The organism is Streptomyces sp. WM4235 (assembly GCF_001279725.1).
Classification (GTDB): domain Bacteria; phylum Actinomycetota; class Actinomycetes; order Streptomycetales; family Streptomycetaceae; genus Streptomyces.
The window spans coordinates 72,688-93,755 of the sequence record NZ_LGDE01000113.1; the positions used below are offsets into that span (position 1 = coordinate 72,688).

General features: G+C 69.8%; 19 protein-coding genes, 1 tRNA gene and 1 pseudogene. 9 read left to right on the forward strand and 12 right to left on the reverse strand.

Annotated features, from left to right (window positions below):
• The first annotated feature begins 18 nt into the window (after positions 1 to 18).
• Positions 19 to 1,134, forward strand: coding sequence for a DUF475 domain-containing protein (locus ADK55_RS12000; protein WP_053677876.1), 1,116 nt, complete (start codon positions 19 to 21; stop codon positions 1,132 to 1,134).
• A gap of 143 nt (positions 1,135 to 1,277) precedes the next feature.
• On the forward strand, positions 1,278 to 2,030 hold the full coding sequence (locus tag ADK55_RS12005) for a TerD family protein (protein ID WP_053677878.1): 753 nt from the start codon (positions 1,278 to 1,280) through the stop codon (positions 2,028 to 2,030).
• Between the two features lie 78 nt (positions 2,031 to 2,108).
• Here ADK55_RS12005 and ADK55_RS12010 read toward each other — a convergent pair whose 3' ends face one another.
• Positions 2,109 to 2,873, reverse strand: coding sequence for a TerD family protein (locus ADK55_RS12010; protein ID WP_053677880.1), 765 nt, complete (start codon positions 2,871 to 2,873; stop codon positions 2,109 to 2,111).
• A 194-nt stretch (positions 2,874 to 3,067) separates the two neighbouring features.
• Here ADK55_RS12010 and ADK55_RS12015 point away from each other — a divergent pair, with 194 nt between their 5' ends.
• The 4 genes from ADK55_RS12015 (at position 3,068) to ADK55_RS12030 (ending at position 8,420) form a co-directional block, all read left to right on the forward strand.
• Positions 3,068 to 4,234 (forward strand): HpcH/HpaI aldolase/citrate lyase family protein, encoded by a 1,167-nt coding sequence (locus ADK55_RS12015; protein ID WP_053677882.1) that lies wholly within the window; start codon positions 3,068 to 3,070, stop codon positions 4,232 to 4,234.
• A gap of 113 nt (positions 4,235 to 4,347) precedes the next feature.
• Positions 4,348 to 6,924 carry a phosphoribosyltransferase gene (locus ADK55_RS12020; RefSeq protein WP_053677922.1) on the forward strand — a complete coding sequence of 859 codons (2,577 nt, stop codon included), beginning with the start codon at positions 4,348 to 4,350 and terminating at the stop codon, positions 6,922 to 6,924.
• Positions 6,921 to 7,742, forward strand: a complete 822-nt coding sequence (locus tag ADK55_RS12025) for a hypothetical protein (protein ID WP_053677884.1) — start codon at positions 6,921 to 6,923, stop codon at positions 7,740 to 7,742. The genes ADK55_RS12020 and ADK55_RS12025 overlap by 4 nt, the downstream gene beginning before the upstream one ends.
• Before the next feature lie 18 nt (positions 7,743 to 7,760).
• Positions 7,761 to 8,420: an O-methyltransferase gene (locus tag ADK55_RS12030; protein WP_053677887.1), complete on the forward strand. Its 660-nt coding sequence runs from the start codon at positions 7,761 to 7,763 to the stop codon at positions 8,418 to 8,420.
• Between the two features lie 104 nt (positions 8,421 to 8,524).
• Here ADK55_RS12030 and ADK55_RS12035 read toward each other — a convergent pair whose 3' ends face one another.
• The 3 genes from ADK55_RS12035 to ADK55_RS12045 all read right to left on the reverse strand — a co-directional run bounded on the left by ADK55_RS12035 (position 8,525) and on the right by ADK55_RS12045 (position 11,008).
• A complete protein-coding gene (locus ADK55_RS12035) occupies positions 8,525 to 8,746 on the reverse strand; it encodes an FmdB family zinc ribbon protein (protein WP_053677889.1) in 222 nt (73 codons plus the stop codon).
• Positions 8,747 to 8,878: 132 nt separating this feature from the next.
• On the reverse strand, positions 8,879 to 9,433 hold the full coding sequence (locus tag ADK55_RS12040) for a DUF4383 domain-containing protein (RefSeq protein ID WP_053677891.1): 555 nt from the start codon (positions 9,431 to 9,433) through the stop codon (positions 8,879 to 8,881).
• 246 nt (positions 9,434 to 9,679) lie between these two features.
• On the reverse strand, positions 9,680 to 11,008 hold the full coding sequence (locus ADK55_RS12045; protein WP_078998819.1) for a hypothetical protein: 1,329 nt from the start codon (positions 11,006 to 11,008) through the stop codon (positions 9,680 to 9,682).
• Positions 11,009 to 11,029: 21 nt separating this feature from the next.
• On the opposite strand from ADK55_RS12045, the gene ADK55_RS12050 reads away from it, so the two are divergent.
• Positions 11,030 to 11,104: transfer RNA gene (locus tag ADK55_RS12050), tRNA-Val, on the forward strand.
• Positions 11,105 to 11,172: 68 nt separating this feature from the next.
• Here the strand turns inward: ADK55_RS12050 and ADK55_RS12055 are convergent.
• The 4 genes and pseudogenes from ADK55_RS12055 to ADK55_RS12070 all read right to left on the reverse strand — a co-directional run.
• Positions 11,173 to 11,378: pseudogene (locus ADK55_RS12055) on the reverse strand (site-specific integrase); the annotation flags it as partial.
• An 865-nt stretch (positions 11,379 to 12,243) separates the two neighbouring features.
• On the reverse strand, positions 12,244 to 13,587 hold the full coding sequence (locus tag ADK55_RS36270) for a Fic family protein (RefSeq protein WP_159041358.1): 1,344 nt from the start codon (positions 13,585 to 13,587) through the stop codon (positions 12,244 to 12,246).
• 280 nt (positions 13,588 to 13,867) lie between these two features.
• Positions 13,868 to 14,473: a hypothetical protein gene (locus ADK55_RS12065; protein ID WP_053677895.1), complete on the reverse strand. Its 606-nt coding sequence runs from the start codon at positions 14,471 to 14,473 to the stop codon at positions 13,868 to 13,870.
• Positions 14,474 to 14,917: 444 nt separating this feature from the next.
• Positions 14,918 to 15,478 (reverse strand): hypothetical protein, encoded by a 561-nt coding sequence (locus ADK55_RS12070; protein WP_053677897.1) that lies wholly within the window; start codon positions 15,476 to 15,478, stop codon positions 14,918 to 14,920.
• Between the two features lie 214 nt (positions 15,479 to 15,692).
• On the opposite strand from ADK55_RS12070, the gene ADK55_RS12075 reads away from it, so the two are divergent.
• Together ADK55_RS12075 and ADK55_RS12080 are read left to right on the forward strand one after the other, a co-directional pair.
• Positions 15,693 to 16,352, forward strand: coding sequence for a TRADD-N-associated membrane domain-containing protein (locus ADK55_RS12075; protein WP_234350009.1), 660 nt, complete (start codon positions 15,693 to 15,695; stop codon positions 16,350 to 16,352).
• A gap of 15 nt (positions 16,353 to 16,367) precedes the next feature.
• Positions 16,368 to 16,592, forward strand: coding sequence for a DUF2277 domain-containing protein (locus ADK55_RS12080; RefSeq protein ID WP_053677899.1), 225 nt, complete (start codon positions 16,368 to 16,370; stop codon positions 16,590 to 16,592).
• Positions 16,593 to 16,677: 85 nt separating this feature from the next.
• Here ADK55_RS12080 and ADK55_RS12085 read toward each other — a convergent pair whose 3' ends face one another.
• From ADK55_RS12085 to ADK55_RS12100, 4 genes are all read right to left on the reverse strand, one after another.
• A complete protein-coding gene (locus ADK55_RS12085) occupies positions 16,678 to 17,172 on the reverse strand; it encodes a hypothetical protein (RefSeq protein WP_053677901.1) in 495 nt (164 codons plus the stop codon).
• A gap of 244 nt (positions 17,173 to 17,416) precedes the next feature.
• Positions 17,417 to 18,049 carry a DedA family protein gene (locus ADK55_RS12090; RefSeq protein WP_078998814.1) on the reverse strand — a complete coding sequence of 211 codons (633 nt, stop codon included), beginning with the start codon at positions 18,047 to 18,049 and terminating at the stop codon, positions 17,417 to 17,419.
• A 204-nt stretch (positions 18,050 to 18,253) separates the two neighbouring features.
• The gene (locus ADK55_RS12095; RefSeq protein ID WP_053677903.1) at positions 18,254 to 19,921 is read right to left on the reverse strand and encodes an alkaline phosphatase D family protein; all 1,668 of its coding nucleotides are present in this window, start codon (positions 19,919 to 19,921) and stop codon (positions 18,254 to 18,256) included.
• Positions 19,922 to 20,150: 229 nt separating this feature from the next.
• Positions 20,151 to 20,795 carry an HNH endonuclease family protein gene (locus ADK55_RS12100; protein WP_107089166.1) on the reverse strand — a complete coding sequence of 215 codons (645 nt, stop codon included), beginning with the start codon at positions 20,793 to 20,795 and terminating at the stop codon, positions 20,151 to 20,153.
• Positions 20,796 to 21,068: the final 273 nt, after the last annotated feature.

Sequence of the window (21,068 nt, forward strand, 5' to 3'; positions counted from 1 at the left end):
CAACACGATGGGGTGCCAGTGGTTCTCAAAACCTTCGGCTGGTCGTTCGCAGTCACTGCGCTCGGTCTGGTCGCAGCGGTGTTCTACGGGGGGTGGACCGCTTTTGGAATCGTGGCGATCCTTTCGATCCTCGAGATCTCGCTGTCCTTCGACAACGCGGTGGTCAACGCCGGAATCCTGAAGAAGATGAGTGCCTTCTGGCAGAAGATCTTCCTCACGATCGGCGTGCTCATCGCGGTCTTCGGCATGCGACTGGTCTTCCCCGTCGTGATCGTCGCGATCAGTGCCAAGATCGGTCCTATCGAGGCCGTCGATCTCGCCCTCAATGACAAGGACATGTACCAGCAGCTGGTGACGGACGCTCACCCGTCCATCGCCGCCTTCGGTGGCATGTTCCTGCTGATGATCTTCCTTGACTTCATTTTCGAGGACCGGGACATCAAGTGGCTCGCGTGGCTGGAGCGCCCGCTGGCCAAGCTCGGCAAGGTCGACATGCTGTCCGCGTGCATCGCGCTGATCGTCCTGCTCATCACCTCGATGACCTTCGCCGCCAACGCCCACCAGCACGGCGGGGCGCACGTCGACAAGGCGCAGACCGTCCTGATCTCCGGTATCGCCGGTCTGATCACCTACATGGTCGTCGGCGGCCTCTCCGGCTACTTCGAGAACAAGCTCGAAGAGGAGGAGGAAGCCGAGCACGAGGCCGAGGAGGAGGCCAAGAAGACCGGCAAGCCCGTCTCCGCGGTCGTCATGTCCGGCAAGGCCGCCTTCTTCATGTTCCTCTACCTCGAAGTCCTCGACGCCTCCTTCTCCTTCGACGGGGTCATCGGCGCCTTCGCCATCACCAACGACATCGTGCTCATGGCCCTCGGCCTCGGCATCGGTGCCATGTACGTCCGGTCGCTGACGGTCTACCTGGTCCGCCAGGGCACCCTCGACGACTACGTGTACCTGGAGCACGGCGCGCACTACGCGATCGGCGCGCTCGCCGTGATCCTGCTCGTCACGATCCAGTACGAGATCCACGAGGTCATCACCGGCCTCGTCGGCGTCGTCCTGATCGCCTGGTCCTTCTGGTCTTCCGTGCGCCGCAACAAGCGCCTGGAGCTGGAGGAATCACCCGCCGAGGCATGACCGCGGCGTTAATGCGGAACGCTCCATTTGCGGGGCGGCCCAAGGGTCCCTCCCGGACGACGTCCGGGGGGCCACGGACCCGGCGGGCCGCCCCGCTTCCGTACGTACAGGGGATACCGGGGACACAGGGGCAAGGGGGGAAGATGAGTTTCTTCGAGGGGTTCTTCGACGGCATCAGGGGCGCACGGGCCATGAGGTTCGACTCGGGGCAGGCCTCGTCCAACGCGATCGAGCTGACCAAACGACATCCGACGGTGTCGCTCACCAAACAGCAGGCGGTGCACGGCAATCTGCGGGTGAACCTGTCCTGGCGGATGCGCACCTCCGACATCGGAGGCCGGTCCGGGCAGAGCGGCCGGCTCTTCCGGCACCCCTTCAAGCTGTTCAAGCCGGACATGGTGCAGGCGCACACCCAGGGCATGGTCAACGTCGACCTCGACATCGGTTGCCTCTACGAACTCGCCGACGGCACCCGGGGCGTGGTCCAGCCGCTGGGGAACCTGCACGGCGACATCAACAGCCCGCCGTTCGTGAAGCTCAGCGGCGACGACCGGTTCGGGGCGCCGTCCGGCGAGACCATCTTCGTCAACCTCGACCACGCCGAGGCGATCAAGCGGCTGCTCGTCTTCGTCTACATCTACGACCAGACCCCGGCCTTCGACCGGACGCACGCCCTGGTCACCCTCTACCCGATCACCGGGCCGCGGATCGAGATCCCTTTGGAGGAGCGCCACCCGCAGGCCCGCTCCTGCGCGGTGGTCTCGCTGGAGAACGTCAAGGGGGAACTGATCGTCCGCCGCGAGGTGAAGTTCGTGTACGGCTTCCAGGCCGAACTGGACCGCCTGTACGGGTGGGGACTCCAGTGGGGGCGGGGATACAAGAGCACCAAGGCCTGACCGCGACCCGCGGGGCCGCTCCCGGGCCGTCCCCGGGATGGTTCTCGGGGACGGCCCCGGGGACGGCCCCGAGCCGGATCAGCGGCGGATGAACTGCGGGCCCTGCACCGGCAGCCGGAACGTGGGATCGCCGCCCGGGCCCGGCACCGGGGCCGGCGACACCGGCTGCGGGTACCCGTACGCGGGCTCGACGGCGGGCGGGGCCTGGGTCGGCGGAGCGGGCGGCGGGGTCGGGGGCCGCATGGCGGCCGTACGGTCCTCGCTCGGGCCGGCGGCGGGGCTCGCGGCGGCCTCGGCGTTCTCGTCGACCGAGATCCCGTGATCGGTGGCCAGCCCGACCAGGCCGTCCGAGTAGCCCTCGCCGAGGGCGCGGAACTTCCACCCGTCCCCGCGGCGGTACAGCTCACCGCAGATGAGGGCCGTCTCGGCGCCCGTCTCGGGGTGCACCTCGAAGTAGGCCAGCGGTTCGGCGCCGCCGCTCGGGGTGGCGTCGTACAGCAGGATCCGCAGGTCCCGGACCCGCTGGAAGGGAACGTCCTCGGCGGAGGCCACCACCAGGATCCGGTCCACGGCCGGGGTCACGGCGCGCAGATCGGCCTGCACGGCGTCCGTGATCGCGTCGCCGATCTGCTTCTTGCCCAGTCGCCACACGGCCCCCGAGGGGTGCCGGGGCTGGTTGTAGAACACGAAGTCCTCGTCCGAGCGCACGCGCCCGTCCGCCCCCACGAGCAGCGCGGAGGCGTCCACGTCGGGCACCTCGGGCCCGGTGGTCCACCGCAACACCGCCCGGACCGCCACGGCGGCCACCGGGATGTTCGAGCCCTTCTGCATCGCGTGCGTCATGCCCGTCATCCTGCCCTCCCGGACATGACCTGGACAATGCGGCCCCCCGTTGGCCCTTGTACCGAACGCAAGAGCTGGGCATGGTGCAAGAGGGTTACCTGAACTTCATGTGCTTGAGGAACTCTTGACTCAAGTTCGTACGTACTATTACCGGCCACGTCAGTTGGGCCGCCGAAGCAGTACGGGGGAAGCACATGCGTCACTTCGGGCACATATCGCCCACGGTCCGCAAGGACCTCTTCCACCAGGAGCCGGTCGAGTTCACCGCCGCCTCCCCCTCCCGCCTGCTCGCGGCCGCACTCGGCGCCACCCTCTACAGTCCCGCCACCCGGCCCCACCTCGCCGCCGACATCCGCAAACAGGCCGCCCGCGGAGTCCTCTCCATGGTCCTCTGCCTGGAGGATTCCATCAGCGACGCCGAGGTCGGGTCCGGCGAGACGAACCTGATCCGTCAGTTCGAGGCACTCGACGAGCAGGACGACGAGCTCCCCCTGCTCTTCATCCGCGTCCGCACGCCCGAGCAGATACCCGACCTGGTGCGCCGGCTCGGCGGTACGGCCCGACACCTGGCCGGATTCGTACTCCCGAAGTTCACCGAATCCCGAGGTACCGCCTTCCTCGACGCCGTGGCCGAAGCCGAGAGCCGCCACGGGCTGTCCCGCCTGTATGCCATGCCCGTCCTCGAAACCCCCGACCTGCTGCACCTGGAAACCCGCGTCGAGGCCCTCGCCGGCATCTCCCGCACGGTCAACCGCCACCGCGAGCACGTCCTGGCCCTGCGCCTGGGAGTCACCGACTTCTGCTCCGCGTACGGACTGCGCCGCACCCCGGACATGACCGCCTACGACGTGCAGATCGTCGCGGGCGTCATCGCCGACGTGGTCAACGTGCTCAGCAGGGCCGACGGCACCGGCTTCACCGTCACCGGACCCGTCTGGGAGTACTTCCGCAGCCAGCAGCGCCTCTTCAAGCCGCAGCTGCGGCGCAGCCCCTTCCTGGAGGAGGGCGTCGAGGAACTGCGCACCGCCCTGATCGAACACGACCTGGACGGTCTGCTGCGCGAGATCGAGCTCGACCGGGCCAACGGGCTGATGGGCAAGACCTGCATCCACCCCGCGCACGTCACGCCCGTCCACGCCCTGTCGGTCGTCTCCCACGAGGAATTCAGCGACGCCCAGGACATCCTGCGCCCCGAGCGCGGCGGCGGCGGCGTGATGCGTTCCGCCTACACGAACAAGATGAACGAGGTGAAGCCCCACCGGGCCTGGGCCGAGCGCACCATGCTGCGCGCGGAGGTCTTCGGTGTGGCGCGCGAAGAGGTCGGCTTCGTCGACCTGCTCACGGCCGGGCTCCAGGTGTGAGACCGCCCGTGACCGCCGACAATTCTCAAGACGTTCAAGACGTTCAAGGTGCTCAACAGGACGTTCAGGATGTTCAGGACGTCCAAGATGTTCAAGACGAGAGAGGAAAGACGATCGAAGAGGTGTGGTCGGGAACCTGGGTCGCGGACCGGCTGGGCGTCAGCCTGGAGCAGGGCGAGGACGGCGCGGCGGCGGGCTCCGCGGGCGCGTCCGGGGAGCCGCCGCTGGAGGAGCTGCTCGGGCTCGCGCTGCGGCGCAACCCCAAGCGGGCCCACCTGCTGGTCTCCCGGGTCCTGGGCAAGCACGTCCCGCGGTCCCCGGCGGTCGTCCACGGCGCCGGGTTCGGCCTCGGGCAACGGGTGCGGGAGCTCCTCGGTGACGCCGCCGCCGACGCGGTCGTCCTCGGGTACGCCGAGACCGCCACCGGGCTCGGCCACAGCGTCGCCGACGGCCTCGGGCTCGCCCCGTACCTGCACTCCACCCGCCGCCCCGTGGCGGGCGTGGCGCAGGCCGGCGGCTTCGAGGAGGCCCACTCGCACGCCACCTCGCACCTGCTGCTGCCCGAGGACCCGCGGCTGCTGGCCGGCAGCGGTCCGCTGGTCCTCGTCGACGACGAGTTCTCCACCGGCAACACGGTCCTGAACACCATCCGCGACCTGCACGCCCGCCACCCGCGCGCGCACTACGTCGTGGTCGCTCTGGTGGACATGCGCTCCGAGGCCGACCGCGGCCGGCTCGACGCGTTCGCCGCCGAGCTGGGCGCCCGCGTCGACCTCGTCGCCCTGGCCTCCGGGACCGTGCGACTTCCCGACGGGGTGCTGGCCAAGGGGCAGGCGCTGGTCGAGGAGTACGAGACGGCCGAGGACACCGCGGCTTCGGGCGTCAGTGGGTCCACCTCCACCGCCCCGGTCCGGCGGGTCGCACTGGACTGGCCCGCCGGGGTGCCCGACGGCGGCCGGCACGGGTTCACCCCCGCGCACCGGGCCCGGCTGGAGGCCGCCCTGCCCGGCCTCGCCGAGCGGCTCGCGGAGGCCCTGGACGAAGCCCTGGACGAAGCCCTGGACGACGCGGGTGCGGTCTCGGGCCCGGGCTCGGGGACGGGGCCGCGCTCGGCACCCGTACGGGTCCTCGTCCTCGGCAACGAGGAGCTGATGTACGCGCCGCTGCGGCTCGCGCTGGCCCTGGAGGAGTCCTGGGCCGCCCGACCCGCGCCCGGTTCCGGGGCGGCCCGCGAGGTCCGCTTCTCCACGACCACCCGCTCGCCCGTGCTCGCCGTCGACGATCCCGGCTACGCCATCCGCAGCCGCCTGGTCTTCCCGGCGCACGACGCCCCGGCCGACGGGCCCGGCGACCGCTACGCCTACAACGTCCAGGACACCGCGGCGGGCGGCTTCGACGCCGTCGTCGCCGTCGTCGACTCCCACGGCGACACCGCCGCCCTGCACGCCCCCGACGGGCTCCTGGCCCGGCTCGCCCCGCACACCGGGCGGGTCCTGCTGGCCGTCGTACCGTCGTACACCCCCACCTCGTCCGAGCGGCAGGAGCCGATCATGACCGAGCCCCTGCGCGGGCCCGCCTTCTCCTCCTACGCCGCCGAGGACGTCGGCTGGCTGCTCCAGGACTTCTCCGACGTGGAACTGGAGGCCCCGACCGAGGAACGCGAGGAGGCCATCCAGGCGGGCGGCGCGCACTACGCCGAGTCCCTGCCCGTGGAGTACCAGCCGTCCCCCGCGTACCAGGAGCTGTACCAGAGCGCGCTGACCGCCTCCGCGGCCCGCATCGCCCGCGCCGTCGGCACCGTCACCGAAACCGTCCTCGCGGAACGCTCCCCGTCCCCGGTCCTGGTCTCCCTGGCCCGCGCGGGCACCCCCGTCGGCGTACTGATGCGCCGCTGGGCGCAGGCCAGGCACGGCCTCGACCTGCCGCACTACGCCGTGTCCATCGTCCGCGGCCGCGGCATCGACGCCAACGCGCTGCGCTGGCTGGCCGCCCACCACGACCCCGCCGACATCGTCTTCGTCGACGGCTGGACGGGCAAGGGCGCCATCACCCGCGAGCTCGCCGCCGCCCTGGCGGAGTTCGACGGCTTCAACCCGGAGATCGTGGTCCTCGCCGACCCCGGCTCCTGCGTGCCCACGTACGGCACCCGCGAGGACTTCCTCATACCCTCCGCCTGCCTCAACTCCACCGTCTCCGGCCTCATCTCCCGCACGGTCCTCCGTTCCGACCTGGTCGGCCCCACCGACTTCCACGGCGCGAAGTTCTACCGCGAACTCGCCGGAGCCGACGTCTCCGTCGACTTCGTCGACACCGTCGCCGCGCACTTCGACGCGGTGGCCGACTCCGTCGCCGACGAGGTCAAGGAACTGCTCGCCGCCGACCGGACCCCCACCTGGGTGGGCTGGGCGGCCGTGGAACGCATCAGCGAGGAGTACGGCATCCACGACGTGAACCTGGTCAAGCCCGGCGTGGGCGAGACGACGCGGGTGCTCCTGCGCCGGGTCCCGTGGAAGATCCTGGCCCAGCGCGGCGCCGGGGCAGACCTCGACCACGTACGCCTGCTCGCGGAGCAGCGGGGGGTGCCGGTCGAGGAAGTGGACGGGCTGCCCTACACGTGCGTGGGCCTCATCCACCCTCGTTTCACGCGCGGCGCCACCGGCGCCGACGGAAAGGCTGTGTCCGCCAAGTGACCGTCCTCGTAGCCAGTGACCTCGACCGTACGCTCATCTACTCCACGGCCGCCCTCGCGCTGACCATGCCCGACCCGGTGGCCCCCCGGCTGCTGTGCGTGGAAGTGCACGAGCACAAGCCGCTGTCGTACATGACGGAGACGGCGGCGGGGCTGCTGACGGAGCTGTCCGCGGACCCGGGCGTCGTCTTCGTGCCGACCACGACGCGCACGCGCAAGCAGTACCAGCGCATCCGCTTCCCCGGCCGGCCGGCGAAGTACGCGATCTGCGCCAACGGCGGACAACTGCTCGTCGACGGGATCCCGGACCGGGACTGGCGCCGGGACGTCGCGACGCGACTGGCCGAGGAATGCGCCCCCCTGGAGGAGGTCCACGCCCACCTGCTGGCCACCGCGGACCCGGCGTGGCTGCGCAAGGCACGCATCGCGGAGGACCTGTTCGCGTACCTGGTCGTCGAGCGGGACCTGGTACCGCCGGAGTGGCTCAAGGCGCTGGCGGAGTGGGCCGAGGCCCGCGGCTGGACGGTGTCCCTCCAAGGCCGCAAGATCTACGCGGTTCCGCGCCCGCTGACCAAGAGCGCTGCCATGCGGGAAGTGGCCCGGCGCACGGGCGCGACCACGACCCTGGCCGCCGGCGACTCGCTGCTGGACGCCGACCTGCTGCTGGCCGCCGACCGCGGGTGGCGACCGGGACACGGCGAACTCGCCGACGCCGGCTGGAACGCGCCGTCGGTCACCGCCCTGACCGTGGCGGGCGTCCTCGCCGGCGAGGAAATCGTCCGGGCTTTCGGGCGAGCGACCGGTACGGCGGGCCGCTGACTCGGCAGACTGGTACCCATGACCAAGGGCAACAGCACCAAGATCACCGATGAGCTGTACCGCTATGTGCTCGCGCACAACCCCCCGCTGAACGACGTCCAGCGGGGGCTCGTCGCGACCACCTACGAGAAGTTCCCGGACAGCGCGGGGATGCAGTCGGCCGAGGAACAGGGGCCACTGCTGGCCTTCCTGGTCCGACTGACCGGCGCCCGCCACATCGTCGAGGTCGGTACCTTCACCGGCTTCTCCTCCCTGTCGATGGCACAGGCGCTGCCGGCGGACGGCAAGCTGATCGCCTGCGACGTCTCGGAGGAGTGGACGGCGTACGGGCGCGCGGCCTGGGAGGCCGCGGGCGTCGCCGACCGGGTCGAACTGCGGATCGGCAAGGCACTGGACACCCTGTCGGCCATGCCGAGGGAACCGCACATCGACATGGCCTACGTGGACGCCGACAAGGAGAGCCAGATCGCCTACTGGGAGGAACTCGTGCCGAGGCTGCGGCCCGGCGGGCTGATCGTCACCGACAACACGCTGTTCCACGGGGCCGTGCTCGACGAATCCGCCACGGGCTCGGCGGCGGGCGTCCGCGCGTTCAACGAACACGTACGGGCGGACACCCGCATGGAATCCGTGCTGCTGGCCATCTCGGACGGACTGACGCTGTCGCGCAAGGCGTGACGGCGCCGGCGGAGGCCTGACGCTGTCGGGCAAGGCGTGACGGCGCTTGGGTGACGTTGACGCTGTCGCGCAGGGGCCGGCCTGAATGACGCGGGGCGGCGGTATCAGCCGCAGCCGCCCCCGCCGCAGCAGCCGCCTCCGCCCCCACCCATGGGGGCGGAGGCGGGCGCGCCGCCCGAGGACCCGCCGACCGCGACGGCGGAGAGCAGCTTCACGGTGTCGGCGTGCCCGGCGGGGCAGTCGGCGGGAGCGGACGACTCGGCCATCGGACGACTCACCTCGAAGGTGTCGTCGCAGGTCCGGCAGCGGTATTCGTAACGAGGCATGCGGACAGGCTACGCAGTGCGCAGGCCGTCCGGTATCCCACCACAGGCGTACGCGCCGCCGGTTTCCGCACCAGGGGGCCATCCGCGACCAGGGGCCATCCGCGATAAGGGGGGTATCTACGACCAGGGGGGCTATCCGCGGAAACCGCTCCTGGACCGCGCCCGCTGCTCGCGGGCCGCCTCCTCGGGGTGGCGCGCACGCCAGTACGGATTGTCGTGCGGCAGGGCGCTGCCCACCCGCCCGTACATCCCGAACCACATCAGCATCACGCCGACCACGAAGCTGAACAGCACGTTCGGGATGTGGAAGGCGAGGAAGTTCATCCCGGTGTCCAGCAGTGCGAGATTCACGAACCCGCTCGCGATGAACAGCACACCCAACACGATGTTCAGCGTCGAGGCGAAGTTCCCACCCACCACCATCCCGCAGATCAGCAGCAGGCCGACGAGGATCGACAGGACGCTCAACGCCCCGTTCGTGTTCAGTGTGAGAACCGTGTCGCCGCCCGTGTCGAAGAAACCGATCCGGTCGATCAACCCCAGGATCCCGAAGACGATCAACAACACCCCGGTCAGACCCGCGCCCACCCGGTACACCCTGCTCAAACGGTGATCCACGGGAAGGTGCTCGTCCAGCCGGGTACGGACCGGCCGACGCACGCGCGGCCCCGTATGGGTGGTGGCCATGATCCGGCCTCCTCTGCCTCGGATGCCTCGGTCCGCGCGCCCGGAGGCGGCAGCCGCAGGTACTCCCCCCACCCCCAGCATCCGCCGCCCGGCCGCCCCGGACAACCTCGGCGGTGTCGCATGCGCGCGGCGCACGTGGCGAGACGGGTCAGGGGCGGGTGATCAGGGGCCGGTGATCAGGGGCGGACGATCAAGGGCGGACACTCAGGGGCGGGTGATCAGGTGCGGACACTCAGGGGCGGCGGCTCATCCGTGGCCGCGCTGTTCCCGGATGTCGGCGACCACCCGGTTCACGGACGCACGCACCCCCTCCATCTCCTGAAGGAAATGCCAGTAGTCCGGATGACGCCCCTCCAACCCCGCGAGTGCCCGATCCATCCGCGCCACCGACTCGTCCAACGGACCCGCGTGCCGCGGATCGGGCACGCTGCGGCCCTCCATCGCCAGCCGCTGCGCGTCCCGGATCGCGAACCGAGTCCGCCGCACCTCCTCCTGCGGATCCCGAGCCACCGCCTCCAGCCGCGTCAGCCGGTCCTGCGCCGCCGACACCGCCTCGTCGGTCACGTCCAACGAACCACGCACCGCCTCGATCAACCCGGCCACGTCAGACCACCGCTGCTCATCGCGCGCCCGGCCCGCCTCGACCAGCCGCTCCTCCGCCCGCGCGACCTCCCGAACCGCCTCGTCGGGCACATGCTGGAGGTCCTGCCAACACGCCGCCGAAAACCGCCGCCGCAACTCGCTGAGCACCGGATCCACCCGGTCCGCCCGATTGCGCAACGCCTGCGCCCGGGTCCGCAGACTCACCAGCCGCCGATCGATCTCGGCCGCCCGCTCCGGCAACCGCGCCGCCTCGGCCCGTATCCCCTCCGCGTCCCGAAGGATCCGGTCCGCCCGCCGCACCGTCTCCTGCACCCCGTGCAGGGCGGCGCCCTGGTTCAACTTGGTCAGCTCCGGACCCAGCGCCGCCAACCGCGCCGCCAGATCGTCCGCCCGCATCCCCTTGCCGCGCACCTCGTCCAACGCGTTGCTCGCCGCCAGCAGCGCGGCCCGCGCCCGCTCCCGCGCCGGCGCCACCCGCGCCAACTGCGTCTCCGCCTTGTCCAACAGCGGCCGCAACCCCTGCTCGAACCGCTCCAGCTCACCCTTGACCCGGATCAACTCGTCCCGAGCCCGCGTCAGCTCCTGCGTCGCCCTCGCCGCGACCGAGGCCTCCAGCTCGACCCGGTCCAGGTCGTGAGCGTCCACCGCCTCGATGTACACATGGCTGACCTCGTCGATCCGCCGCCCGAGCGCGGCGAACCCCTCCGTCACCCGCAACGCGTCCGGCGAACCGTCCGCCGCCGCGATCGTCTCGATCGAGATTCGAAGATCCCGCTGCGCCGTGTCCAGGTCGTAGAAGGCCGCCGCGGCGGCATCCTTCGCCGCCTGCGCGTCCGCCCGCCTGCTCTCGTCCCGCCCGCCGAACCACCGCCGGGATGCCGTCGTCACAATCCCTCTCCCGTACCGCGTCCGCCATGCCCCGCTCCATTCTCCCCCACGGGAACGGGTTTGCGTGGGGGGTGCGCCCGGCATGTAGGCTGTCCACTCATCCACGGGTGCGTAGCTCAGGGGTAGAGCGCTGCTCTTACAAAGCAGATGTCGGCGGTTCGAAACCGTCCGCGCCCACCAGCGAAAAGACCCCCCGCCGATCACGGCGGGGGGCCTTTTGCATCCACATCTGACATCAACGGGAGCGGTCAGGGACGGCCGGGGCGCTGCCTCAACAGCCGGTCCATGTGCCCGATGGCCTCGCGCTGCGTGTCCTGCACGACGTGGGCGTACACGTCCATGGTGAGGGCGATCTGCGAGTGCCCGAGGATCTCCACCACGACCCGGAGCAGCGCGCCGGCGGCGGTCAACAACGCCGTGTCCCATGACGCGCGTCGTGCAGCCGAATCACCCGCCGGCATCGTTGGGAGGAGTCGTAGTGGTAGTGATGGCGCACGAGTTGACCCAGGTATGCAAGTACACCAGGGGCATGGTCGCCCTGGTTCCCGAGCAAGCCCTCCGCTGGGATCGAGCGCACGTTGGGGGAGTCGACCGGGATGCCTGGCTGACCCCCGGGCAGGTGTTCAAGCAGATGTCCGAGGTCTTCGCGGTCCGGCCTTCGGAAGCCGTGGGTGGCGCCTGAACGAAGGATGCAGCTTTGCCCCTTCCGGCTACCGCCTCACGGGCGCTGAAGCAACCGACTTCCCCCCGATCGCTGGCGCTCTCATCGAAGGCCCACTGAGCGAACCGGCGGCGTGTATCGATGCCAACCGAGTTGCCCTCGCAGCCGCAGGGGCCATGGCGCGGTAAGAGTTTCCCTACTTCATCAAGGGCGCTTCCGCCGCCAAGGTGGCGTCGCGCGCCCGTCGCCCCGGGCCTGCGCTCCTGTCTGCGCCCCGCTCCAGCCCGGGACACCGGCCGCGCGCCAATGGCTAAGGACTTGATGGATTGGATGAGCCCGGCCTGATCGGTAAGCAGCCTGTCAAGACGATGCCTCCGGCGGGGGCGCTCTGACCCTGGGATGCGGGGGCCAGTCGTGCGACTGCGGCTGCATTGTGGTTCGGGGTGGGGGCTGTCATCCCGCCTGCCGTCGTCCCAGGGCAAGCCGTAGCAGACCAGCCGCCAGGGGCCCAGGTCGTTCGTCCAGCAGGGCGCTCCACCTGGGCCCCTGACGACTGCCCCGCTACCACTACGTGCGGGACGACGGCAGACGGGATGACAGCAGGTGCTGCGGCTAGTGGATTCGGTGACGTTTACGCTAGAAGTCGGAATCTCGCGGCCTACGAAGCAAGCGCATCCGCCATGTACCGTGCAGCCGTTGCCATGTCGAGCTCGTCGACCTCGTACCCGGATCTGAAGAGAACGGGCTTCCTTTCCATTGGTCGAAGCACAATCTCGTCGGGGAAGTCTCCCCCCGGCTGAAATGGCCTGTATGGGTGAACGCTACTTGGATCTTCGTCTCGAATGGACGTGAAGATCGATGGATAGCGTGGCATGTCACCCATCAGGTCCCGCATCCTGTCGCTTGTGAATCCATACCAGAGCAGCCATTTTGGGGCCCTGTCTCGATCAAGAACCTTCGCAAACCATGAATTCCCTGCCGCATCCCCTTCTTCCAGTAGGGCGAACGAATTCAGATCTGGATACCCTTGAAGAAGGATGGACCAACCTTGCCGCTTTAGTTCACCGGAGAGTGAATTAAAGAATATCTCGGGAATCGGCTTCCAGAGGTTGAATCGATTGCGCGATGTCGTAAGGAGTCTATCTTTGATGATGTCGCGGACGTAGTCAGGCTTAGCCATCAACCGTACGGTCCTGTTCAGGATCTTAACGAACAGATCGTATAGCGGGAGAAGATCCCCTTCGTCACTCTCCGCGAGTGCGTCGTAGTACTGACCTCGATCAACCCCGGACTGAATTAGGAGGGGCGGGAAGCCGTTGCGCGCGAGGGCCATGTTGGCGAGGATCCGGGCCATTCGACCGTTTCCATCTTCGAATGGGTGAATGTGCGTCAACCAGGCGTGAACAACTGCTGCCTCTAGCGCAGGGTTAACCGAGCACCCTTGCCACCAGTCCGACAACTCCCTCATCTTTAGGGAAACGTCCCAGGGGTCGGCCGTGCGCAGGCTGGTTCCTCCGATTTCATTTCCCTGCGCCTTATACCTTCCGGCGTGTGATTCGCCACTGGTGATCAAGGCGTGCAGGGAACGAATCTCGTATTCGTGAGGGCGGCTTGACGCCCGGGCCCAATCGTCGGCGATCTGGTGAGCCTTGTAGAGGCCGAGCGCTTCGTAGACTCTGGGGTCTTGGCGCACTGCCTGCATCAGCGAGCCGATGGGCGCCTCAAGGAGCTCCTTGTACGTCAACGAGACTTCCGCGACCTGCGAGTAAGACCATTCATAGCCTTCGATCCGGTTGCTCTCTGCCACCAGTCGACTCCTGATGGCCCGCACGTAGGGCTCGAATAGCTCCTGACTTTCTGTCGCGATCCGCCCTTGCACGGATATTGACTTTTCGCGAGATCGCTCGGCCTTCTCTTGGACAGTTGAGAACCTCGCAAGTGAAGCGGCTTCGGAGGAAACCAAGTATGGAGTGCCCGAGAATTGTCCTTCGATATCCCTCATGCGGCGCATCGTATCGTCGAGACCGTGCTCGCGTGAGGTAAATGCGGAATCGTGGGCAGTGCGGGATGTTGCCTGACATCAGCGGCGCGGTCGCGGTAGCACCGGTCGTCACAAACGGGTGCCCGGACTAGGCAAGGGCGGCAGGTGTGGTCAGATCGGGCGAGGACCTACCGATCATGTGGGGCCGAATCGGGGTCGTGCGAGGACGCTCGTTGACCCACTTTGACGACCGCAGGTCAGGAATGTGAGGTGTCAGTTGTGACTGATCTAGGCGCTGAGACTAGGCGGCGCGAGGAGCGGCTGGTGGCAGCAGGGACTCATGGGTGTGCCAGATGAGATAGCGGTCCTCGCGCCGTAGCTCGGCGGCGCCCCACTCGATCCGCATCACGCCCCGCTCCATCGAGCAGGCATACGCGACGATGATCAGGCGGAGGTCGGGTGGCAGCAGGGCCACGTCCGGATGCAGGTGTTCTTCGTTCAGCTCGTCCAGACCGAGGTCGAAGGCTTGCTGCATCGGTTCTGGGCCGTGGCGGCGGATCAGGTCGGCTCGGAAGCCGACAGCCTTCCGGAGCCGTGCCTCAGTAACCGGGACGTCCTTCTTCGCGTAGCGGATCGGATAGATCGCGTTGCTGCCGATGAGCATCACGGTGCGACCCTGTAGTCGACGCGAGGTTGTGCCTTCGAACGGTGTCAGGCCGGCCGCGAGTGCCTCGTACTGCGCTGCGTGGAGCCCGTGGCCGTAGGCTTCGAGGGTTTGGGTGTGGACCCCTTCGTGCCCGTGACGGGCCCTGTCGTGGGCTTCCATGAGGCAGGCAGGGATGGTCTCGGCCAGCTGGCTGGCTACGGCGCCGAACGTCTTGGTGGCCCAAGGTGTCGCTGAACTCACTATGTGTCGCCCTCCCCCTGCGTGGTCAGAACGCCGAGCTGCACGCTCACCAAGGTGTGGGCAGCAGGCCAGGCGCGCAAGAGGGCACAGGAGCACAGACCGCGCATGGCCCGGTATCTGACATCCACGGGTGACATCAACGAGGATGGACTCACACAGCTGTGGGCAGTTCTGCACGTGGACCGAGGCCGGGGGCAAGCGGGCAGGTCGGGGGGCCTGGGCGAGCTTACAAAGCAGATGTCGGCGGTTCGAGACCGTCCGCGCCCACCTGGGCGAAGGCCCTCAACCGATCGCGGTTGGGGGTCTTTTCACATGCCACGTCGAGGTCACCACATGGCCGAGCTGGCGGTAGCTCGGTCCGCAGGGGTAGTCGGCTCTGAGTGTGGGTCCGGGTGTTGAGCTCGTCTTCGCGCGGCGCGGGATCCGGGGGAGTCTGGGCGTTCTCTACGCGGGTGTGTCGGGTGAGGGGGTCAGGGCTTGGCGGGCCGCCTCCATGAAGGCGTCGCGGCTTGACCGCGCCTGTAATCGGCGCTGGTCCGTCAACACGCGGTGCTCTGCGACGTGGGCGGGAATGCCGGCGTGTACGGCGTCGTTCAGTCGGCGGGCCGCGCTCCAGAAGCCGTTCACCGCTTCGTAGAGCTCCCGCACGGCGACGCCGACCGCCTGGGGGCCTTCCAGGAAGGCGATGTGCATCGTGCTCAAGAGCACGGCCCGGTCTGCCCGCGCCTCGTCCAGCAGCAGCGAGAACGCATCCGGGTCTCCGGCGACCGCGACCATGTCGCCGATCCGGCTGTGCAGGATGCCGGCGGCCTTCGCGTACTCGGCGTACGCCTCACGGCGTTGCTGGTACCTGTGCTCGACTTGCGTATGACGAAGCTGGGCCACCTGCATCTCGCGATTCAGGCGGGCCTGTGTCCGCGCGGCGACCGTGGTGAACCAGCCCGTCGTCGCGCTGGCCACGACGGCGGAGCCGGCCGCGATCACCGCCGTCCACAAGGCATCCATGGCGCCGAGGGTATGCGCGGCTCCATGTGCGCCGCTTGGTGGTTGCTTCGATCAGTTCCCGCAGCGGGCCAAGGGGCTTGGGTGGTGCTGGTCTTGGGTGCTGCCGTCTTCGGTTGTGGTTGGGGTCTTCGTGTTCGGGTCTTGATTGCCGGCGCTGTGGGAAGGGCGGGTTCGCCGTCTTGGCGGGGGGTTGGGGGCGTGGGATGGTCGGGGGATGGGGGAGTGGGTCGTTGCGGGGGTCGCGGTGTTGGTCGCCGGCGCGGTGTACGTCGTGGCGGAGCGGGCCGCGGGTGCGGCGTTCGAGCGGCGGCGGGACGCGGAGCGGGCGCGGTTGCTCGCGCAGACGCGGGGGGAGGCGGCGGTTGAGCCGGAGGCGCGCGATCCCAAGTACGGGGACACCGGGTACGGGGACACCGGCCGGCTCGCGCCGCGGACGGTCGGGCCCGCGCTGTCGGGGGATCGGCACGATGACTTCACCCCCCTTCTCGTCGAGTACTACGCCTACGGGCTGACGCAGGCGCGGAGCAGCTTCGTGACCAGCCAGCGGTTTGCCGGCGTGGGCGCGACCATCCTGCTGCTGGGGGTGGCGCTGGCCGTGTGGAAGGCGGAGAGCAGCGGGGATCTGTACCTCGGCGTGGTGACCAGTTCGGTCGGGCTGGTCGTCACCCTCGTCGGGCAGTTGTTCCACCGGCGGGCCGACATCGCGCTCCGGCACATGGCCGACCAGACCGCCTCGCTACGGGACGACAGGCGGGCAGCGGAGTCGATGGCCCGGGCCGTCGGGCTGCTGGAGGAGGTCGCCGACCCCGAGCTGAGGGGGCGGCTGCAAGCCGGGTTGATCATGAAGCTTTCCGGGGCCGAGCTGCCTCGGTAGCGCGATAGTGGAGACATGTGCCGTTCCATTAAGACCCTGCGCCCGCCCGTTCTCCCCGAGAAGGCCACCGAGGAGGAGATCCGCGCGGCAGCGCTCCAGTACGTGCGCAAGGTGTCCGGCTTCCGGGCGCCCGCCGCACACAATCAGGAGGTGTTCGCCGCGGCCGTCGACGCGGTCGCCGACGCTACCCGGGACCTGCTGGACGGACTTCAGGTCAGGGGAGCCCACGCCGCTTCCTGAGCTGGGCGGGCCCGATGCGGGGCGGACCTGTGCCGGGAGTGGTGCGGGTCCCGCGGTGGGCGGGGCCTGCGGCCACTCCCGCCGGTCAGGCGGTCCGCTCCGTACGGCGGCGGATCACCCACGCGCCGGCGCCGAGGGCGCCCGCGGCGAGTACCCCGCCGAGGGCGATCTGGCCCGGGCTCATCGTGTCGATGCTGCCTCCCAGGCCGCCGCGGGCGGCGCCCGTGGCCACGTTCAGGGTGACGGTGACCCGCTCGCCGCCGCTGCCGCCGCACTCGTAGGTGACGGGGTGCGATCCGATGCGGGCGTTGCGGTAGACGGTGGCGCTGCCGAACAGGTTGGTGGCCTCCAGGTTGCCCGGTGTCAGCTGGACGTCGGGGAACGCGGGAGAGGTGGCCCGGCCGGTCTTGGTGCCGCAGCCCTGGACGTTCAGGCTGACCCGACCGCCGGGAGCGACCGTGTACGGGGACAGGGTGGCGGTGGGGCGGGCGTAGGCCAGGGTGACGGGTGTGACGGCGGCGACGACGAGCGTCGCGGCCGCGCCTCTCATCAGGTGGTGCCGGATGCGGGTGGCGGGCATGGAGAGAACTCCTCGGGCTCCTCGAAACGGCGCGGCCAGGGCACGGGTGTGACGCGGATTCGGTCGCGCACCGTGCTGTGGACGCTAGAAGCCCCGACCGGAGGCGGCTATCGCTGTCGGGTGAACGGGTGACGCACCACCCCCACCCGGGCTAGCGGGCCACCGTACGGGCGACCCGCACCCACGGATGCCCCCCGCGCCCACGGATGCCCCCGGGGCCACGGGTGCCCTGGCCGGGCGGGGCTCAGGTCGCCGCGGCGGGACCCGGTCCCGGGCGGCGCAGCAGCAACGCCGCCAGCGAACCCGCGGCGAACAGCGCGATCAAGGACACCGCGGTACCCAGCCACGCCGTACCGAGCCACTGCGTACCGAAATAGCCCAAGGCCACGCTGTACCCCGCCCAGGTCATGCCCGCCAGGACCGACCAGGGCAGGAACTCCTTGACCTTGCGCTGGGTCTTGCCCGCCCCCAACGAGACCACCGACCGGCCGGCCGGGGCGAACCTGGCGATCACCACCAGGGCGCCGCCGCCACGCGCCAACGCCACGCCCAGCCGCTCGTGAGCCCGGCTCAGCCGACGGGAACGGGCGATGGCCCGGTCCAACCGGGCACCCCCGCGCCGCGCCAACCGGAACGCGGCCATGTCACCCAGCACCGAAGCCGACGTCGCGATCACCAGCAGTGCCATGATGTCCGGCACCTGCTCGGGAACCGGCGTCGACGAACCCGCGGCTCCTGCCGCGGCCGCGGCGGCCGCCGCGGTGATCACCAATACTCCGCTCGGCAACACCGGCAGGAACACGTCGAGCACCACGGACACCGCCACCACGGCGTAAATCCAGGGGCTTGTGGTCAGCGACCCCAGAGTCTCAAGCAAGTGGTACTCCCCAGTCCGAAGCGCCGCGTCGTCGCGGGGAGCGGCAGGGGCGGCTTGACAGCCAGACAGCGTACGCCCGGGAGTGACCTCCCGGATCCCCGGGGTGACGATACGACGACTTCCCGGGGTACGTGGATACGGCTTGTCGCTTCATCCGGACGCGCACGTCGGCGTTCAGCTCGGACGCCCACGTCAGCGCTCAGCTCATCGCGGTTCGGTGAGCTCGCGATCCAACACGGCCGTCAGCCGGGCCTTCGACCCGCGCCCCCACCCCGTCCGCGCCTGGTCCAGGCGGAGCCGGGCCGTGCGACCCGCCAACTCCAGCGTCATCAGCTGATTCCCGAACCAGGGACCACCCGTACGCCGCCAACTCAGCGGCGGCCGACCCGTCCGCCCATGCCGGGAGAAACCGCGCCCCAACCACCGCCCCACCCGCGACCAACCCAGCCGGAAACCCCACTTCACGGCCGTGTGGATGGAGTTGTGCACGGGCGAGCACGTCAACTGGAACACCCGCGCCGTACTCGGTATTCGGGGCTCGGCCACATACGCGTGATGGACGTCGCCGGAGAGTACGCACACCGTCGCCGGCGCCCGCGGCCCCGTCCCCACCTCCTCGATCAGATCGCTCAACGCCACGAAGGACTCGGGGAAAGCCGCCCAGTGCTCCAGATCGCTGCGCCGCCGCAGATCCTCCCCGATCCGCGCCCACCGGGGCCCCCGCTCCCCGCGGCACAGGGCGGCGTTCCACACTTCCGCGTCATGGATCAACGGCGGCATCAGCCACGGCAGCGAGGACCCGATCAGCAGATGGTCATAGCCGCCGTGCCCGTCCAGGGCGTTGTCCCGAAGCCACTCCTGCTCGGCGGGGTCGAGCATCGCCCGCCGGTCCTCGGCCAGCACCCGCGCGGCCCGCGTGTCCACCATCAGCAACCGCGAGCGGCCGAAGTCCCGCCGGTAACTCCAGCGGGCCGAGCCCGGATCGGCGTCGGCCACGGCGGCGAAGGCACGCAGGGCGTCCGTCCCGTCGGGGGTTGCCCGTACCGCTTCGTACAGCGGGTCGGCCTCCAACTCGGCGGGTGAGAGGTTCCCGAGGTGTTGATGCACCCAGTACGACATCAACCCGCTCAGTACCCGCTCCGACCACCAGGGCGTCGCCCGCATCTCCGCCAGCCAGGCCGCGCTGGTGTTCCAGTCGTCGATGACATCGTGGTCGTCGAAGACGTGCAGGCTCGACACCGTCGACAGCAACCAGCGGATCTCCGGGTCCAGCCAGGATTCGTAGTACAGCCGGGTGTACTCCTCGTAGTTCGCGACCTGCGCGCCCGGCGCCTCGCGCAGGTCCCGGCGGGCCGCCAGCCACCGCTTGGTCGCCCGCGACAGGTGGTCGGCGTACACCTGGTCGCCGAGCAACAGCAGGACGTCCGGTCTGACCGCTTCCGGATCGGCCGCCAGCCGCGCCGCGAGGGTGTCCAGCGCGTCCGCGCCGTGCGGCCCGCGACGGTCGGCGGGCGGCGCGGCCTGCCGACACGATCCGAACGTCACCCGAAGCCCGGGAGCCGGCCGTCCGGGCCCCGCGACGGCGGGCGCGGTGATGGTGCTGGGCGGGAAACCGCTGTCGGGCAGCGGCCACACCGGGTCCCCGGCGAGCCGGACCTCGTACTCGGTGGTGGTGCCGGGGGTCAGCCCTGTGACCGGGACCAACGCATAGTGGTGGCCCTCTATCTGGAAGGTGTGCGCACGGCCGCCCGCCCCGTCCGCGCACCGCACCTCGGCCATGCACGGGCGGTCCGCCTCGACCCATATGGTGGCGGCGCCGCCCGTGTCCCAGTCGACGTAACGCAGCAGCGGCCCCAGACGCAGTCCGGCCATGAGACTCCCCCTCCTTCATGTCCCCTTGGATCACGGTAAGGGGTGGAGGGGGAGCCTGGCCTCCCCCTGGCGGGGGAGAAAGATCGGCCTACGCCAGGGGGAGGCGGGGCGGGTCGGGTCGGTGGCCGGCCGGGCTGCCGTCAGCAACCGTCAGCAGTAGTGAGCGGGCGTCAGTGGCAGTCGGCGGCAGGCGTTGGCAGCTGCTGTCGGCAGGCGTCGGTAGTAGCCGTCAGCAGCCGTTGAGCACGCTCGACAGGGCGGTCTTCTCGCCGGAGTCCATCTTCAGGCCCCAGTACTGCTTCACCTGGACCCACATCCGGGCGTACGTACAGCGGTAGGCGGTGCGCGAGGGCAGCCACTTGCCGGGGTCCTGGTCGCCCTTGGCCTGGTTGACGTTGTCGGTGACCGCGATGAGCTGCGGGCGGGTGAGGTCGTTGGCGAACTGCTGGCGCTTGGCCGTGGTCCAGGAGGAGGCGCCCGAACGCCAGGCCTCGGCGAGCGGGACCATGTGGTCGATGTCGATGTCGGACGCCGCTGTCCAGGTGGCGCCGTCGTACTCGGAGTACCAACTGCCGCTGACGGCGGCGCAGGCGGAGTCCTGTACGACGTTCACCCCGTCGCGCTTGAGGACCGTCTCGCGGGTGTTGCAGGTACCGGAGACGGTGCTCCAGTGCGGGAACAGGTCACGGCTGTAGCCGCTGAGGGAACCTTCCGCCGCGGGCGTGACCGTGGCCAGGTACGAACGGGCGGCCGCGGCGCTGATCGGGGTGGGCGGTGAAGCCTGGGCGGTCGGGGCGCTGACGAGGGTGGTCAGGGCGGCGAGCGCGGAGGCTGACGCGAGCACGCCAATTCGACGCGCGTAGACGGAGGGTATGAGGGCCATGAGGGGCTCCCTGGATGCGGGGGGTGGTGGCCGTGCGACCCCGGCGGGGCGCGGCCATGGTTGCGGCGCCGGATGTCGCACGGGTGGGCGCCAGGTGACAGGTTGCCGACATGGGCACGTCACATCAAGTCGTCCAACGGTCCCCGGATGTGCGGAAGTTGTGATTCCGGGCCGTGGGGTGGGGGCGATCCGGGGCCAACGGCACAAAGCGGGCGCGCGCGGAGGGGTGGGCGGTGTCGCGCGGAGGCGTGGGCGGTGCGGGGC

Coding starts and splice junctions, on each gene's coding strand:
- ADK55_RS12085 (WP_053677901.1), bottom strand. CDS start 17,172: ATGCCCGCCACCCGCATCCGGCACCACCTGATGAGAGGCGCGGCCGCG.
- ADK55_RS12075 (WP_234350009.1), top strand. CDS start 15,693: ATGGGGGAGTGGGTCGTTGCGGGGGTCGCGGTGTTGGTCGCCGGCGCG.
- ADK55_RS12035 (WP_053677889.1), bottom strand. CDS start 8,746: ATGCCTCGTTACGAATACCGCTGCCGGACCTGCGACGACACCTTCGAG.
- ADK55_RS36270 (WP_159041358.1), bottom strand. CDS start 13,587: ATGAGGGATATCGAAGGACAATTCTCGGGCACTCCATACTTGGTTTCC.
- ADK55_RS12080 (WP_053677899.1), top strand. CDS start 16,368: ATGTGCCGTTCCATTAAGACCCTGCGCCCGCCCGTTCTCCCCGAGAAG.
- ADK55_RS12070 (WP_053677897.1), bottom strand. CDS start 15,478: ATGGATGCCTTGTGGACGGCGGTGATCGCGGCCGGCTCCGCCGTCGTG.
- ADK55_RS12030 (WP_053677887.1), top strand. CDS start 7,761: ATGACCAAGGGCAACAGCACCAAGATCACCGATGAGCTGTACCGCTAT.
- ADK55_RS12040 (WP_053677891.1), bottom strand. CDS start 9,433: ATGGCCACCACCCATACGGGGCCGCGCGTGCGTCGGCCGGTCCGTACC.
- ADK55_RS12005 (WP_053677878.1), top strand. CDS start 1,278: ATGAGTTTCTTCGAGGGGTTCTTCGACGGCATCAGGGGCGCACGGGCC.
- ADK55_RS12045 (WP_078998819.1), bottom strand. CDS start 11,008: ATGCCGGGCGCACCCCCCACGCAAACCCGTTCCCGTGGGGGAGAATGG.
- ADK55_RS12010 (WP_053677880.1), bottom strand. CDS start 2,873: ATGACGCACGCGATGCAGAAGGGCTCGAACATCCCGGTGGCCGCCGTG.
- ADK55_RS12015 (WP_053677882.1), top strand. CDS start 3,068: ATGCGTCACTTCGGGCACATATCGCCCACGGTCCGCAAGGACCTCTTC.
- ADK55_RS12095 (WP_053677903.1), bottom strand. CDS start 19,921: ATGGCCGGACTGCGTCTGGGGCCGCTGCTGCGTTACGTCGACTGGGAC.